Annotated in this window: 14 protein-coding genes; 11 read left to right on the top strand and 3 right to left on the bottom strand. The window is 35.7% G+C overall.

Features of this window, described 5'->3' with window-relative positions; genetic code table 11:
* Positions 1 to 31: 31 nt before the first annotated feature.
* Positions 32 to 1,429: a UDP-N-acetylmuramoyl-L-alanine--D-glutamate ligase gene (murD, locus tag CLO1100_RS09860; RefSeq protein ID WP_014313610.1), complete on the top strand. Its 1,398-nt coding sequence runs from the start codon at positions 32 to 34 to the stop codon at positions 1,427 to 1,429.
* 54 nt (positions 1,430 to 1,483) lie between these two features.
* Here murD and CLO1100_RS09855 read toward each other — a convergent pair whose 3' ends face one another.
* Entirely contained in the window at positions 1,484 to 2,224 is a 741-nt protein-coding gene (locus tag CLO1100_RS09855; RefSeq protein WP_014313609.1) for a TIGR03915 family putative DNA repair protein, read from the bottom strand.
* Positions 2,208 to 3,593: a putative DNA modification/repair radical SAM protein gene (locus CLO1100_RS09850; protein ID WP_014313608.1), complete on the bottom strand. Its 1,386-nt coding sequence runs from the start codon at positions 3,591 to 3,593 to the stop codon at positions 2,208 to 2,210. The genes CLO1100_RS09855 and CLO1100_RS09850 overlap by 17 nt, the downstream gene beginning before the upstream one ends.
* Before the next feature lie 210 nt (positions 3,594 to 3,803).
* Between CLO1100_RS09850 and CLO1100_RS09845 the strand changes: the two genes are divergently transcribed.
* The 6 genes from CLO1100_RS09845 to CLO1100_RS09820 all read left to right on the top strand — a co-directional run bounded on the left by CLO1100_RS09845 (position 3,804) and on the right by CLO1100_RS09820 (position 9,937).
* Positions 3,804 to 4,073 carry an ACT domain-containing protein gene (locus CLO1100_RS09845; protein ID WP_014313607.1) on the top strand — a complete coding sequence of 90 codons (270 nt, stop codon included), beginning with the start codon at positions 3,804 to 3,806 and terminating at the stop codon, positions 4,071 to 4,073.
* An 11-nt stretch (positions 4,074 to 4,084) separates the two neighbouring features.
* Positions 4,085 to 5,443, top strand: a complete 1,359-nt coding sequence (locus CLO1100_RS09840) for a PFL family protein (protein WP_014313606.1) — start codon at positions 4,085 to 4,087, stop codon at positions 5,441 to 5,443.
* A 113-nt stretch (positions 5,444 to 5,556) separates the two neighbouring features.
* Complete coding sequence (locus tag CLO1100_RS09835) at positions 5,557 to 6,360, top strand: carbon-nitrogen hydrolase family protein (RefSeq protein WP_014313605.1); 804 nt, start codon at positions 5,557 to 5,559, stop codon at positions 6,358 to 6,360.
* Between the two features lie 23 nt (positions 6,361 to 6,383).
* A complete protein-coding gene (locus CLO1100_RS09830; RefSeq protein ID WP_014313604.1) occupies positions 6,384 to 6,776 on the top strand; it encodes a DUF2752 domain-containing protein in 393 nt (130 codons plus the stop codon).
* 88 nt (positions 6,777 to 6,864) lie between these two features.
* The gene (locus tag CLO1100_RS09825) at positions 6,865 to 7,989 is read left to right on the top strand and encodes a trypsin-like peptidase domain-containing protein (RefSeq protein ID WP_014313603.1); all 1,125 of its coding nucleotides are present in this window, start codon (positions 6,865 to 6,867) and stop codon (positions 7,987 to 7,989) included.
* Between the two features lie 43 nt (positions 7,990 to 8,032).
* Complete coding sequence (locus tag CLO1100_RS09820; protein ID WP_014313602.1) at positions 8,033 to 9,937, top strand: stalk domain-containing protein; 1,905 nt, start codon at positions 8,033 to 8,035, stop codon at positions 9,935 to 9,937.
* 65 nt (positions 9,938 to 10,002) lie between these two features.
* Here CLO1100_RS09820 and CLO1100_RS09815 read toward each other — a convergent pair whose 3' ends face one another.
* Positions 10,003 to 11,142, bottom strand: coding sequence for an LCP family protein (locus tag CLO1100_RS09815; protein ID WP_014313601.1), 1,140 nt, complete (start codon positions 11,140 to 11,142; stop codon positions 10,003 to 10,005).
* 154 nt (positions 11,143 to 11,296) lie between these two features.
* Between CLO1100_RS09815 and CLO1100_RS09810 the strand changes: the two genes are divergently transcribed.
* The 4 genes from CLO1100_RS09810 to CLO1100_RS09795 all read left to right on the top strand — a co-directional run bounded on the left by CLO1100_RS09810 (position 11,297) and on the right by CLO1100_RS09795 (position 14,373).
* Positions 11,297 to 11,779: a DUF2318 domain-containing protein gene (locus CLO1100_RS09810; RefSeq protein WP_014313600.1), complete on the top strand. Its 483-nt coding sequence runs from the start codon at positions 11,297 to 11,299 to the stop codon at positions 11,777 to 11,779.
* Between the two features lie 133 nt (positions 11,780 to 11,912).
* Positions 11,913 to 12,146, top strand: a complete 234-nt coding sequence (gene copZ, locus CLO1100_RS09805; RefSeq protein ID WP_014313599.1) for a copper chaperone CopZ — start codon at positions 11,913 to 11,915, stop codon at positions 12,144 to 12,146.
* Positions 12,147 to 12,251: 105 nt separating this feature from the next.
* Positions 12,252 to 12,953 (top strand): response regulator transcription factor, encoded by a 702-nt coding sequence (locus CLO1100_RS09800; protein WP_014313598.1) that lies wholly within the window; start codon positions 12,252 to 12,254, stop codon positions 12,951 to 12,953.
* A gap of 31 nt (positions 12,954 to 12,984) precedes the next feature.
* On the top strand, positions 12,985 to 14,373 hold the full coding sequence (locus CLO1100_RS09795) for an ATP-binding protein (RefSeq protein ID WP_014313597.1): 1,389 nt from the start codon (positions 12,985 to 12,987) through the stop codon (positions 14,371 to 14,373).
* Positions 14,374 to 14,412: the final 39 nt, after the last annotated feature.

Here is a 14,412-nt window from a genome sequence, read left to right as displayed (position 1 = left end):
ATGTGAAATATGGAGAATAACGGAGGTAATTATGAATAATAAGCTGGAACAGTTCAAGAAAGACGTTATAAATAAAAAGGTTGCGGTTATGGGAATAGGTATAAGTAATATTCCTTTGATTAAATATCTCATAAATTTTGGGGTAGATGTAACTGCATTTGATAAATCACCAGAAGAAAAACTTGCAGATGCTTTCACTGAATTGAAAGGATTGCCTGTTAAATATAGTATTGGGTCTGATTATCTTTCCAAGTTAAACGGATTTGATTTGATATTCCGTACACCGGGTATGAGACCCGATCTACCGGAACTTGTTCAGGCAGTAGAGAATGGTGCTGAACTTACATCAGAAATGGAAGTTTTTTTAAAATTATGTCCGGCACAGGTCTTTGCAGTAACCGGAAGCGATGGAAAAACAACTACTACAACCTTGATTTATAAAATACTTTCAGAGGAAGGTTATAATTGCTGGCTTGGCGGAAATATAGGGACACCACTACTGAGCAAAATAGATGATGTTGAAGAAACTGACAAGGTAGTATTGGAATTAAGTAGTTTTCAACTAATGACCATTAAAGACTGTCCGTCGGTTGCTGTTGTTACAAACATAACTCCTAATCACCTTGATGTTCATAAGTCATTGCAAGAGTACATTGATGCAAAAAAGAACATTTTTATTAATCAGAAAGAAAATGACAAGCTTATTCTCAATTATGACAACGAAATTACAAAGAGTTTTAATTATGAGGCTCGAGGTAAATATGTTTACTTTTCAAGATTGAACGACCTTAATGAAGGTGTTGTATATCAAGACGGCAAAATAATGGTGAAAAACGGAAACGTCAGCACCGAAATTATAGAAGGTGACAAAATTAAGATTCCAGGAGTTCATAATATAGAGAATTATATGGCTGCAACTGCAGCAACTATAGAGTATGTAAAACCTGAGACCATCGCAAAGATTGCAACTACATTTAATGGTGTTGAACATAGAATAGAATTGGTAAGGGAGCTTAGTGGGGTAAAATTCTATAACAGTTCTATCGACAGCAGCCCTTCAAGAACAATAGCGGCATTAAAAACTTTTAAGAATAAAGTAATTCTTATTGCCGGAGGGAAGGATAAGGGAATACCGTATGATTCAATCGGTGAAATTATTGCTGAGAAGGTAAAGTGCCTGTTGCTGATAGGTGCTACTGCTTCAAGAATCGAGGAAGCATATAAGAATTATCTACAGCAAAGGGACATGGAAAATGAAATAAAAATAATTCATTGCGACAGTTATGAAGAAGTTGTTGAAAAAGCGTATGAACAGGCAAAATCCGGTGACTGTATAATTTTGTCGCCTGCAAGCACGAGCTTTGATATGTTTAAAAATTTTGAACACCGTGGAAATGTGTTTAAAGAATTGGTTAATAAGCTTAAATAGTTTGAAATTTAAAGGGGCTGTTTCAACGGCCTCTTTACTCAATATTATGGATATTTAATCAGGTTTCTTCTCCGTAAGGTTTTTCCAATAACGTTTAGGCATAAAATTCTTTTGTAATTTTGGATTTATTTTATTCTTGATTGCTATATGCTTATAATAATTTTTCCAGAGAGCCTGGAATTTGAGTTCATCTGCATGAAGTTCAGGGATATTGGAAAGATCCATATAGGAAAGAAGCATTTTTTTTGTGTTGTACAAAGAAGCAATTTTTCGTTTTGTATCATGTATTATCCAGTTCTGATCTGCAAAACGGTTCTTAAAGTGAGGAGATATAAAAGAAATTATATTATGGTCCGGTTGGATTTTTGCATAATAAATGCCACCTTCCAAAAGCTCGAAACGTAGCAGTCCAAGCATTCTATGACACTCCATTCCTACTTTTCTGGCAGGAATCAATACATCTAAAACGGTTTTATCTCCAAGCATACTGTCTATGCGTATACCAATTTTAAACCCAAGACGAATATATTTTAAAATCCACATTTCACGCCCTTCGATCTCCGAAAAGAAACATCTTTGAAGATTTTCAAGACTTTCCGCTGAAATCTTGCGCAGTATTGCTTCTTCTACGGCCTTAGCCTTTATAATATCAGTAGTTATGGTTCTGTATTCGTCAATAAGATTTGGTATATAGCAAAGGCTCGATTCAATTTTTGAAACATCCTGTTTGTCATAATAATAATGATGAATTGCTGTCAAAAAGCAATCCCATGTTCCGTCATAAATGTATATCACTTAACAAAAGCCTCCCGTCTTGTGGTTGATTGTAAAAACTAAGCCATTGCCGGTTATTTGAAGGAGAGTCTGTTAGAAGAAACTCTGAGATGTTTTCATCAGCTCCGCTATCATTTACTAGTGAGAATAATGACATCTGTCCTAAAACAGACTTTTTACTTTTGGGTTGAAGTTTTGCACTTATCAAGGATTCTTTTACAATAGCTTCATTTGAGCTGTAACTATCATATGTTTTACCCTGACAGGTTAAAAAGTGGCCTGCACGTTTTAAGACTACTCCAATTTTTTTTAAGTTGTCAAAAGTCAGTCTGCCAACCCTTCTTGCAGTAATAATCCTTTGTGCCGATTTAACACCTATTCCCGGTACTCTCAAAAGCATTTCATATTCTGCAGAATTTACTTCTATCGGAAACAAATGCAGATTTCTCATAGCCCAGTCAGCTTTGGGATCAAGCTCAGGATCAAAATTGGGATTGGTTTTGCTTAATAATTCATCAGCCTCAAAACCGTAAAACCTCAAAAGCCAGTCGGCCTGATACAATCTGTGTTCACGTAGTAGAGGAGGCTTGATAAGAGCCGGCAGCCTAGGATCTGTTACGGTTGGTACAAATGCCGAGTAATAAACCCTCTTGAGATTAAAATTGCCGTACAAGGCTTCTGAGAGCTTTAAAATACTTAAATCCTTATCGGGTGTTGCCCCTACAATAAGCTGCGTACTTTGTCCGGCGGGTACGAAAGAATCTCCCTTTTTAAATAATCGCTTATTTTCCTTGTTTTCTATTATTCTGTTGTTTATCTGATGCATGGGTTTGAGTAGAGCTTTTTTAGGTTTTTGAGGAGCAAGTACTTCAAGGCCTTTGTCAGATGGAAGTTCAATGTTTACGCTCATTCTGTCAACGTACGTTCCGGCTTCGTTTATAAGCCTTTCATCAGCCCCGGGAATTGCTTTTATATGTATATAACCAAAAAAGCCATGTTCAGTACGGAGTTTTTTTACGATTTCAAGCATTAATTCCATGGTATGGCTTGGATTTTTTAAAACAGCGGAGCTTAAGAAAAGTCCTTCTATATAGTTTCTTCTATAAAAATTCATGGTAAGCTCAATAACTTCCTCGGCCGTAAAACTCGCACGGGGCACGTCATTTGAAGACCTGTTTATACAGTATACGCAGTCGTATATACATTCATTTGACAATAAAATTTTAAGCAGAGAAACACATCTACCGTCATCAGCCCAGGTATGGCAGATTCCACATGCATGACTGTCTCCTACACCATTTTTGTTTTTTCTTGTCCCTCCGCTAGATGAGCATGAAACGTCATATTTTGCTGCATCTGCTAATATACCTAATTTTTCATTCAAGTCCATATATGTTTTCCTCGTAAATAATTTACTCAAAATCAAGCTGATTTATCTATTTGATAGTAGTATAACATATTTTATCCAATAAATCAAACACATGTTCGGAATGTTTGTGATTGATATTTGTATATTAAAGATATATAATATTAACCAACTCTGATACATTAGTAAGTTAATTTAGAATATTATTTATAAGCATATGCGGGAGGTAATAGCGTGAGAGCAGTAATAACAGTTATCGGTAAGGATAAAGTTGGAATAATTGCAGGTGTCAGCAACATATTGGCAGAGAGTAATGTTAATATACTTGATATATCCCAGACTATTCTGCAGGATGTATTTACAATGATAATGCTTGTAGATATATCCAAATGCAACATACCATTTCATAATATTTCTGATAAGTTGGAATCCAAGGGTGTTGAAATGGGTCTGAAAATACAGATTCAGCACGAAGATATTTTTAATTCAATGCATAGAATATGAGGTGAACAATAATGCTAGGTCCTTTCGAAGTACTAGAAACCATTGATATGATTCAAAAAGAAAATCTTGATATAAGAACAATTACTATGGGTATTTCATTGAGGGATTGTTGTCATCCCGATATAGATATTTCATGTAAGAAGATTTACGACAAGATAACCAGATATGCTGAAAAGCTTGTTGTTACCGGAGAAAATATCGAAAGGGAATTCGGTATACCCATAATTAATAAAAGAATATCAGTAACTCCCATTGCTCTTGTTGCTGAAAGTTGTGAAAGCGACGAATATGTTAAGTTTGCTGAAGCTATGGACAAAGCAGCGCAAACTGTGGGCGTAAATTTTATAGGCGGATTTTCATCTCTTGTTCATAAGGGCTACACAGTAGGTGATAAGAGGCTTATACAATCCATTCCTGAAGCATTAAGCCGGACAAAACTTGTTTGTTCATCTGTAAATGTTGCTTCTACAAAAGCAGGTATAAATATGGATGCTGTGGCTGAAATGGGCAGGATTATAAAGAAATGTGCTGAATTGACCGCAGATAACGGAGCACTTGCATGTGCAAAACTTGTTGTTTTTGCTAACGCTGTAGAGGACAACCCGTTTATGGCAGGTGCATTTCATGGTATCGGAGAACCGGAATGTGTTATAAATGTTGGTGTAAGCGGACCCGGTGTTGTAAAATGTGCTTTGGAAAAGGTTAAGGGTGCCGATTTTGGAACTGTTTCTGAAACTATTAAGAAGACTGCTTTCAAGATAACAAGAATGGGACAGCTGGTAGCGCAGGAGGCATCCAGAAGGTTAAATGTTCCTTTTGGTATTGTTGATTTATCTTTGGCTCCTACTCCTGCAATCGGGGACAGTGTTGCATATATTCTTGAAGAAATGGGTCTTGAGAAGTGTGGAACTCACGGAACCACTGCGGCTCTTGCTCTTTTAAATGATGCAGTTAAAAAGGGAGGAGTAATGGCTTCTTCCTACGTTGGTGGCCTAAGTGGTGCGTTTATTCCTGTAAGTGAAGACGCAGGAATGATTGATGCAGCACTTTCAGGGGCATTAACTCTGGAAAAGCTTGAAGCAATGACTTGTGTATGTTCAGTAGGACTTGACATGATTGTTGTTCCGGGTGATACCAGTGCTGAAACTATTTCTGCAATAATTGCGGATGAAGCTGCAATCGGTGTGGTTAATACCAAAACCACTGCTGTCAGATTAATTCCTGCTCCGGGCAAGAAAGTCGGAGACAAGGTTGAGTTCGGGGGATTACTGGGTTCAGGTCCTGTTATGAAAGTAAATCCTTTCAGCAGTAATGAGTTTATTAAGAGAGGCGGAAGAATTCCGGCTCCAATGCACAGCCTTAAAAACTAAATTTATAAAACAGAATTTTATAAAGGGTGGCAAATTACCGGTCTAACTGGTAATTTACCACCCTTATAATATATATGGATGATATAGGAATACATATTTTCAGGAGGTATTTCATGAATACTAAGATAAAACTTGGTTTATGCCAAATGGCTGTTACGGATAATAAAAATGATAACTTAAAAAAAGCACTGTCCATGATTGAAGAATGTTGTAAAAGAGGTGCAGACATAGCAATACTCCCTGAAATGTTTAATTGCCCTTATGACACAAAGATGTTTTCTTTATATGCTGAAAATATAGAAAATAGTAAAACCATATCAGTCATTTCAGAGTCGGCAAAGTATAATAATATGTATATTGTAGCGGGGACTATTCCTGAACGTTCCAATGACTGTGTCTACAATTCATCAATAATGTTTGACAGACAAGGTAATATAATAGCAAAACACAGAAAAGTACATCTCTTTGATGTAAATATTAAGGATGGTATTGCTTTTAGGGAATCCGATGTTTTGACAGCAGGAAGGTCGGTTACCGTTGCCGAAACCGAATTTGGGGGTGTAGGTCTTGCCGTTTGTTTTGATATGCGTTTTACTGGGCTTTACTCTGAAATGACAGAGGCAGGGGCAAAAATAATTATTACACCGGCTTCATTTAATATGACAACAGGCCCTGCACACTGGGAGCTGCTTGTGAGGGCAAGAGCACTTGATAATCAGATATTCCATGCAGTGGTTTCTTCTGCCAGGAATACAAGTGCTGATTATGTCTCTTACGGCAATTCAATGGTGTGCGACCCCTGGGGAAGTGTTGTTTCAAGGGCAGACGAAAAAGAGGGAATACTGATAGCTGATATTGACCTCAATATGGTAAACAACGTACGCAGTCAAATTCCGGTTAATAAGATTATAGACTAGAATAAGTGAAAGGTGAGTAGATTTTGAAAAACAATCTAAAATGGATAAAGGCCGCAGTTTGTATTTTTCCTTTTGCGCTAATTATTTTAGCTTATTTCCTAAGAAATCAGATTATATATTTAGGGACACTTTTTCCTTCGTGTCCAAGCTATACTTATCTCAACATATATTGTCCGGGGTGCGGCAATACAAGAAGTGTTCAGCATTTACTAAAAGGTGATATTCCGAGCTCCATAAGATTTAACCCTGTACCATTGCTGGGTATTATTCTGGTTATACTGGCATATATTGAGTTGATAACTTATGTATTTGGCAGGCATAAAAAGGTATTTCCAAGAAACCGTATCTTTTGGTGGGCGTTGGGTGCGATTTCTTTAATATATTTTATAGTAAGAAATTTTATAAGGCCATTTTAATATTAGTTTAACATAAAATAATTTATACTTGAATTGGGTTGCCAAATAGTGTTAGAATTACAATATTAATTCCAACAGAGGTCACAATATGAAAAAAAGGTATTTAGTACTACTGGTAGTAATGATCTTATTATTAAGTTTCAATTTTCTTGTTTCAGGTGCTACTCAGTTCAAGCTGTCTATAAACGGTATTTCAACCGATATCGGAACAACAACAGTAAATAACAAGATCTATGTAGATGCGGAGGCACTTGCAAATCAATTAGGCTTTAATGCAAGTAAAACAAGCAAGTCTATCAATATTTCCACTAAAAATGATGATATTATTCCAAACATTATCAAGTCAATAAGTCCATCAGTAGTTGGTATAATCGGTAATATTGATTCAGGAGATTCTACCGCCGATGGAGTTGTGCTGGGGACAGGCATAATAATCAAATCCGGCGGAGATATCCTTACAAATGCCCATGTAGTTGAAGACATGAGTAGAATTGTCGTTGTTTTAACGGATGGCACAGGATACCAAGCCAGAATTAAATACATCGATAAGCCAAGCGACCTTGCTGTAATAAAGATTGACAAGATTGGACTTACAGCGGCCACACTTGGCAAAATGCAGGATATAGTAATCGGAAAGACTGCTATAGCAATTGGAACACCTATGTCATTTCAAAACAGGAATTCTGCTTCAGTTGGTGTAATCAGCGGGCTGAACAGAAGTGCTGATGGTTTCTATCAATACAAGCTTATACAGACTGATGCTGCCATAAACCCCGGTAACAGCGGTGGGCCGCTTCTAACTACAAAGGGAGAAGTTATTGGTATTAACTCAATGACAACCGTTAATGCACAAGGATTAAGTTATGCCATCCCCATAGATACTGTCCAGTATGTTTTAAACCACTTCTACAAATATGGCAAAGTAAAAAGAGTTACATTGGGTGCTGATTTTGAAGAGGACTATGTGGCTCTTTACGGATTACCGAGTAGAAATGGTTTAAAAATAACAAACATTGAAAAAGGGTCTTGTGCAGAAAAATATGGTTTAAAAAAAGATGATTTTATTTACAGTATAAACGGTGTATATGTAAATACACTTGTGGATCTTAATGAAGCATATAAATCCGTACTTCCCGGTAATAAAATCAAAGTAGGTGTAAGAAGAAACGGTAAGGTACAGAGTTTCAATGTGGTAATGGACGAATTAAAATAACAGTTAAAATATGCCCGGTAGAGGCACTTGGAGGATTTAAAAAATGAAAAAGCTATTTGTGCTGTTCAGTTTAATTGTTTGTTTGATTTTAAGTTCGGTGAGTGTATTTGCAGCAGATGATCTTCTTGATGAGAATACATCAACCATAATAACAGTTTCTTTTAAAGCAGGTTCAGGAAGCTATACTGCTAACGGTAAGGCAGTAAAAGCAGAAGCCAGTGCTGTTGTGAAAGGAAAAACTTTTGTTCCAGTAAAGGTTATAACAGACGCGTTGGGTGCTTCATTTACCCCTGATTTAAAGAAAAAAACTGCTGTTATCAAATACAATGATGTGGAAATCAAAATTACCGATAAAAAGCAAGAGGCTATAATAGCAGGCAAGAAAACAAAAATGGATGCCGCTCCGTACATAAAAAATTCATCGTTCATGGCAACTATTTCTTTTTTAGCTGATGTATTTGGGGCTGACCTCACAAATAGTGGCGGAAAAGTTACTTTTACAAAAGAAATCGCAAACCCAAATAGCATAAAGGACTTTGGTACATTAATAAAAAATACAAATAAGACAAAAGTGGGAGATAGCTACTATAACTGGTCTATGAAGCTTCCACGTGAGCTTATTCTGGGTTCAAGAAGCTTTAACGGAGACTATAGTTTTTTCATTTCACAGGATGCATCCTACAGTATAAGTGTTGCAATCAGAGACAAGGATAAGGATGCAACTCTGGAGGATGAACAGCAAAATCTTCGTGAAGAAGCAGAGGATTCAACACTTATAGACTCTGGAATTTATGAGTTAAAGGGATTTGAATATGCAGAAATAGTTTATAAAGACAGTGATTTAACTTTTGAAAAGAGAGTTTATATGACCGATACAAAGAAATTCTCAATGCTGCTGCTTTTAGATAATGACAAATCCTACCTGGATAGCAAGTATCAGGATTTACTTGATTCATTTCAGTTTAAGTTCAGCAAGGACGGTAGCACAGAGGATTTGTCTGATGTAACAACCGCAGGATACAGAAAGTATCAGGACACTCAGCTGAAATGGTCAGCAAAGATCCTACCTTACTGGAGCGAATATAAGGATGAAAATATTCATAATGAAGTTCAGTTTAATGGTCTCCTCGGAGAGCTATTTTCAGTAAATATTTATTCCCTTGAAAAGGGAGAGACCTTGGATTTAATAACATCATCAGCAATCAAGAGTTATGAGCGTGATTACAATCCTGAAATGTTCAAGTTTGAGGGGCAGGAAAGTGCTGTTATTGGAGGAGTAAAATGCAGCAAGTTGTATTATAAATATACAAGGTCAGGTAAGCAAAAATATGGTTGTGATATTTTCTTCGTGGATAAAAGCTATAAATACGTATTGTGTTACGAGCTTCCGGAAGAAGCATATAATGATTCCAACAAGAGAATGATGGTGGAAGGGATGGTTAATTCATTCAGATTTGAACAGCTAGATTTAAAAGCAACGGGTAAGCTGATGGATCCTTCAAAAATAACCGCCTCAACAAAAACCCGTACAATTGACGACGACTATTATTCCTTTAAACTTCCTTCCGGATGGAAAACAAGTCAAGATAATACTGAAGATTCTAAAACATATTATAGTAGCGATGAGAGTATATATTTAAATATTTCAACGGCTGAAATGCAAACATCATCAACGGATTCTTTTTCAGGTCTTGACCAGTACTTTAACAGTTTACTTGATAAGAATTTAAAATTGGAAAGTAAAACTGCCATTAATGAAAAAGGTACCTTCGGTTACAAATATGTATTTATTGTAAATGAAAACAACACTCAATACCGCCAGGATGTATATGTATTGACTAAAGGAAACCAAATGATACAGGTTACCTTCACTGCAAATGATTTCTACTATGGCAATACGAATAAAGAAATGGTAAGCTCAATTTGGAACAGTTTCACCTTGAAGTAAAACTTTGATATTGATAGAGTATAGAAAAGCATAATAACCGTTTTTTCGGCTATTATGCTTTTTCTTTAAGGCTTGTCTTTACCGTTGTTTCTTGACTCAGTTTCACTGTTTGATGGGTTATCGGCGAGTACTGTGTGATAATTGTATTTTTTATCAGGGTCAGGCAAAAAGTTGCCGGTTTTTGTTTTAAAAAACTTTTCAATTATCTCCTGAGTATCATACTGATCTCTTGTTTTAACATCTTCAACTTTATTATTGTATATGAAATAGTATATATCATTTATAGTCCTGTCTACACCGTATAACTTAAAAGTGTTCATTTCCGGTCTGTTGGCCTTTGTAAATCCACTTGCGAGGTTCAGCGTATCTGAAAGTGAAATGTTTGTAATTACATTGCTGAAGGCATAGTTAATAACAGGAATAAGCTTGGGAAGGTTCAAAACAGTTACTTTTTGTTTAATAAGTTCATTGACAAACTTTATCTGCATTTCCGTTCTTTTGAGGTCTGAACCGTCGTAATACTTGCGAAGGTCTTCAGGTGCTTTTCTAAGACTGTAAGGGGGCTTCCTGAATCTCAGCAATTGCTCTGCCTTGTCACCATCAAGGAGTTGATACCCTTTTTTTAGGTTAATATTCAGGTCTTGAGATGGGTCAGGATATCTCAAATCAGCAGGAACATCAAAATAAACCCCGTCAAGCATGTCTACAATTTTCTTAATTGTGTCTATTTCGAGGTACACATAATAATCTATAGGAATGTTTGTAAGATTGCTTATGGTTTGAGCTGTATATTCAGCGGCTTTATGCTTGCATTGAGATGAAGGCAAATTAGCATATTTTTTTGTACCCAGATAAAATACAGAATTTATTTTATAGGTTCCTTTACTGGTAGGCTTTGTATCCCTCGGTATGGTCAGTAGGCTGATTTGATTAGTTGCAGGTTCATAATTTGCAACAATCATTGAATCTGTATTTGCACCGGAGGCTTCTTTTATTAAGACAAGAAAATTAATCGGATTACCGCTGTTTGTGTATGTTTCAGTTACATTTATAGAGTTTTTTGTATCGCCTGACGGCAAGGCATTTTCTTTCTTTTGTTGAGGAGGAGGCGTTGTTTTTATATTAACCATTAGAACAGTACCTATTATAAATAAAATAATTCCGCTGAAAAGGCAACTTAAAAAGGATATCTTTGCAGACTTCATTTGTCACACTCCTATATTTTTTTATATACAAAATATATATTAACATAGCAAAATAAGTAAATAAACATTGCAAATTTGTAACCTTCATAAAATCTACATATCTTATTGATAGTATTTAGCTGTAGTTTAAAAATTAATACAAGGAGGTAACAAATTGAAAAATTCATATAAGTTAAACTTTACCATAATCGGAGCAATAATAGTAGTATTAGCCGGAATTTTAATATTAAAATTTGCAGGAAATGATTCGCAAAATATTGTGGCTGTTGAAGATACTATAATACCTAAGAGTCAGATTACAAATAAAGTTACATTTTATCCTGTAAAGGCAGGTAAGACCAATATGGAAGTTCTTGCAGTTAAAGCAAGTGATGGTACAATAAGAACAGCCTTTAATACATGTCAGGTGTGCAATGGCTCACCAAGAGCTTATTACAAGCAGGAAGGCGACGTTATTGTCTGTCAGAATTGTGGCAACAGATTTTCTATGGATATGATAGAGCAACAAAGAGGCGGCTGCAATCCAATTCCTATATATAGGGAAAACAAAAAAGAGGATCCCGAAAATATCACTATACCAAAAGAATTTATCGAAAATAATAAGGGCCTGTTTACAGCTAATTGGAAAACAGAGTAAAATTAAATAACATATCAACTTTTGCAGCTTGCATGAAATCAGTGATTGGTATATACTTGCAAAAGTTGAATACATAAAGAATTGAAACTAAAAAATAATATCATTGTAGAATTATAAAAAGGGAGGTATTTTTATGGCTAAGGAAATAACAGATATTGTTGTTGAAGGAATGACCTGTAATCACTGTGTAAACAGCATTAAAAATGCTGTCGGCTCTTTACAAGGAGTAGAAAAGGTTGACGTTGACCTCGCTACTAAAAAGGTAACAGTTGAGTTTGACCCTGAGATTGTTAAAGGAAAACAAATTAAAGATGCAATTGAAGATCAGGGTTATGATGTTACCATGGAACATAATAATTTCGTATAAGCTTTATCAACAGGTCCGGAAGGAAAAAGTAAACCTCGTTTCACTGATTATATGTGTGGAACGGGGTATATTTATATATAAAAACTATGGACGGAGGATTTTGGATTGACTGATTCTGCAAAAAAAATACTGGTTGTTGATGATGAAACAAAAATATCAGAGGTTATAAAATCATATCTTGAATATAACGGTTATAAAGTGTTTACAGCATTAAACGGTAAAGAAGCTATGGAGGTCTTCAATGAAACCAATCCTGATTTGATTATACTTGACTTGATGCTGCCTGATATTTCAGGGGAGGAAATATGTAAAAAAATTAGAAAAAATTCTTCCGTTCCAATAATAATGTTAACAGCTAAAGTCTCTGATGACGATGTAATAACAGGACTGGATATTGGTGCCGATGACTATGTCTTAAAACCATTTAGCCCAAGACAGCTTCTTGCAAGAGTTACAGCAGTGCTCAGAAGAACTGTGAAAGAACCTGTTGAAGATAACAGTAAAGTTATTTTTGACAATGGAGATCTTGCAATAGACACCTTTGTACATGAAATAAGAAAAGCAGGCAATACAATAAATGTTACTCCTAATGAATACAGGATATTGGTTACTATGGCTGGATTCCCTAAAAAAACCTTTACTCGAGAAGAACTTATAAGTATGGCCCTTGGTGATGATTTTGAGGGTTTTGACAGAACGGTTGATACTCACATAAAAAATCTCAGGCAAAAAATAGAGGATGACCCCAAAGCCCCAAGGTATCTGGTGACTGTTCACGGAGTAGGATACAGATTTGCGGGAGAATAGTTATTATTATAAATAAACTGAGGTGCCGGACATGAATTCCAGTTTAAGAACCAAGCTTTCAATTTCATATGTTGCGGTTGCACTTATTTGCATTATGCTTATAAGTATTTTTACAACACTTTTTATATACAAGCATTTTGAAGAATATGTAAAACAAAATACGGAACAAAAAAACCGTGAAATTGTTACTACCCTATCAGGCCAATACATGGGAAATGGCAAATGGAATACAAAAGTAATTGAAACCATCGGGATAAGTTCAATGGAGAATGGAATTATCTTAAAAGTCAAAGATATTAACGGTAATATTATTTGGGACGCAAAAGCTCACAACAATGGTATGTGTCAAAGAATAATAGAGCATATGTCAAAAAATGCAAGCAGGATACCCGGCAGCGGTAAGTCAAGCTACACAGAGGTTCCCTATTCTATAAACCATGACCTTAACAAGGTAGGAACTGTAGAAATCGGAACCTATGGAGACAATTATCTTAATGAACACGACATTGCATTTATAAATGATTTATACAATTTACTTTGGGCTGTGGGGATTTTCTCCTTAATTCTTTCTCTGTTGTTCGGAACTGTTATGTCAAAAAGACTGGTTTCGCCCATAGGAAGGGTAATAAATACGGCAAAAGCTATATCAAAAGGGTTTTATTCAGATAGAATTACAGAGAAGTCAAATACACGAGAAATAAATCAGCTTACTGTTACCATAAATGATCTTGCAGAAAACATGCAAAAGCAGGAAATATTAAGAAAAAGGCTTACCGGAGATGTTGCACATGAACTCAGAACTCCGCTCGCAACTCTACAGAGCCATTTAGAAGCCATGATAGATGGAATATGGCCTGCTGATTCGGAAAGACTTAAAAGCTGTCATGAAGAGATTGTAAGGATTAGCAAGATGGTAGGTGACCTTGAAAGACTTGCAAAGTATGAAAGTGAAAATCTTACACTGAACATGGAAACCTTTGATATTACTGAATTGGCAAAAAGGCAGGTGCAGAATTTTGAAACTGAGTTTTTAAGTAAAGGGCTGGAATTAAAACTCACTGGTGCAAATTGCCGGGTGTATGCTGATAAGGATAAAATAAGCCAGGTATTTGTTAATTTACTTTCAAATGCTTTAAAATACACTCCTGAAGGTGGAACGGTAGAAATGAATATACAGGATAATGATACAAATACTGAAATTTCTGTGATGGATAACGGACCGGGTATACCTCAGGAAGATTTGCCTTACATTTTTGAGAGGTTTTACAGGGCGGATAAGTCACGAAATAAGCTGACAGGTGGTTCCGGAATAGGACTTACCATTTGTAAATCCATTGTTTCAGCTCACGGTGGGAGTATTTACGTACAGAGTAATACGAGTAAAGGCACAAAATTTACCTTTAACATTCCCAAAATTTAAAAAAATTAAGTAATTCTTAATAAAGTTTTAATTTAGAAT

Source organism: Clostridium sp. BNL1100, assembly GCF_000244875.1.
GTDB lineage: Bacteria > Bacillota > Clostridia > Acetivibrionales > DSM-1351 > Ruminiclostridium.
The sequence above is the reverse complement of the archived record's forward strand: the minus strand, read 5'-3'. Positions and strand labels throughout refer to the sequence as shown.

What these genes read in the sequence shown, in the direction of transcription:
- murD (WP_014313610.1), top strand. Translation starts at nt 32, where the DNA reads ATGAATAATAAGCTGGAACAGTTCAAGAAAGACGTTATAAATAAAAAG.
- CLO1100_RS09850 (WP_014313608.1), bottom strand. Translation starts at nt 3,593, where the DNA reads ATGGACTTGAATGAAAAATTAGGTATATTAGCAGATGCAGCAAAATAT.
- CLO1100_RS09840 (WP_014313606.1), top strand. Translation starts at nt 4,085, where the DNA reads ATGCTAGGTCCTTTCGAAGTACTAGAAACCATTGATATGATTCAAAAA.
- CLO1100_RS09835 (WP_014313605.1), top strand. Translation starts at nt 5,557, where the DNA reads ATGAATACTAAGATAAAACTTGGTTTATGCCAAATGGCTGTTACGGAT.
- CLO1100_RS09825 (WP_014313603.1), top strand. Translation starts at nt 6,865, where the DNA reads ATGAAAAAAAGGTATTTAGTACTACTGGTAGTAATGATCTTATTATTA.
- CLO1100_RS09820 (WP_014313602.1), top strand. Translation starts at nt 8,033, where the DNA reads ATGAAAAAGCTATTTGTGCTGTTCAGTTTAATTGTTTGTTTGATTTTA.
- CLO1100_RS09815 (WP_014313601.1), bottom strand. Translation starts at nt 11,142, where the DNA reads ATGAAGTCTGCAAAGATATCCTTTTTAAGTTGCCTTTTCAGCGGAATT.
- copZ (WP_014313599.1), top strand. Translation starts at nt 11,913, where the DNA reads ATGGCTAAGGAAATAACAGATATTGTTGTTGAAGGAATGACCTGTAAT.
- CLO1100_RS09795 (WP_014313597.1), top strand. Translation starts at nt 12,985, where the DNA reads ATGAATTCCAGTTTAAGAACCAAGCTTTCAATTTCATATGTTGCGGTT.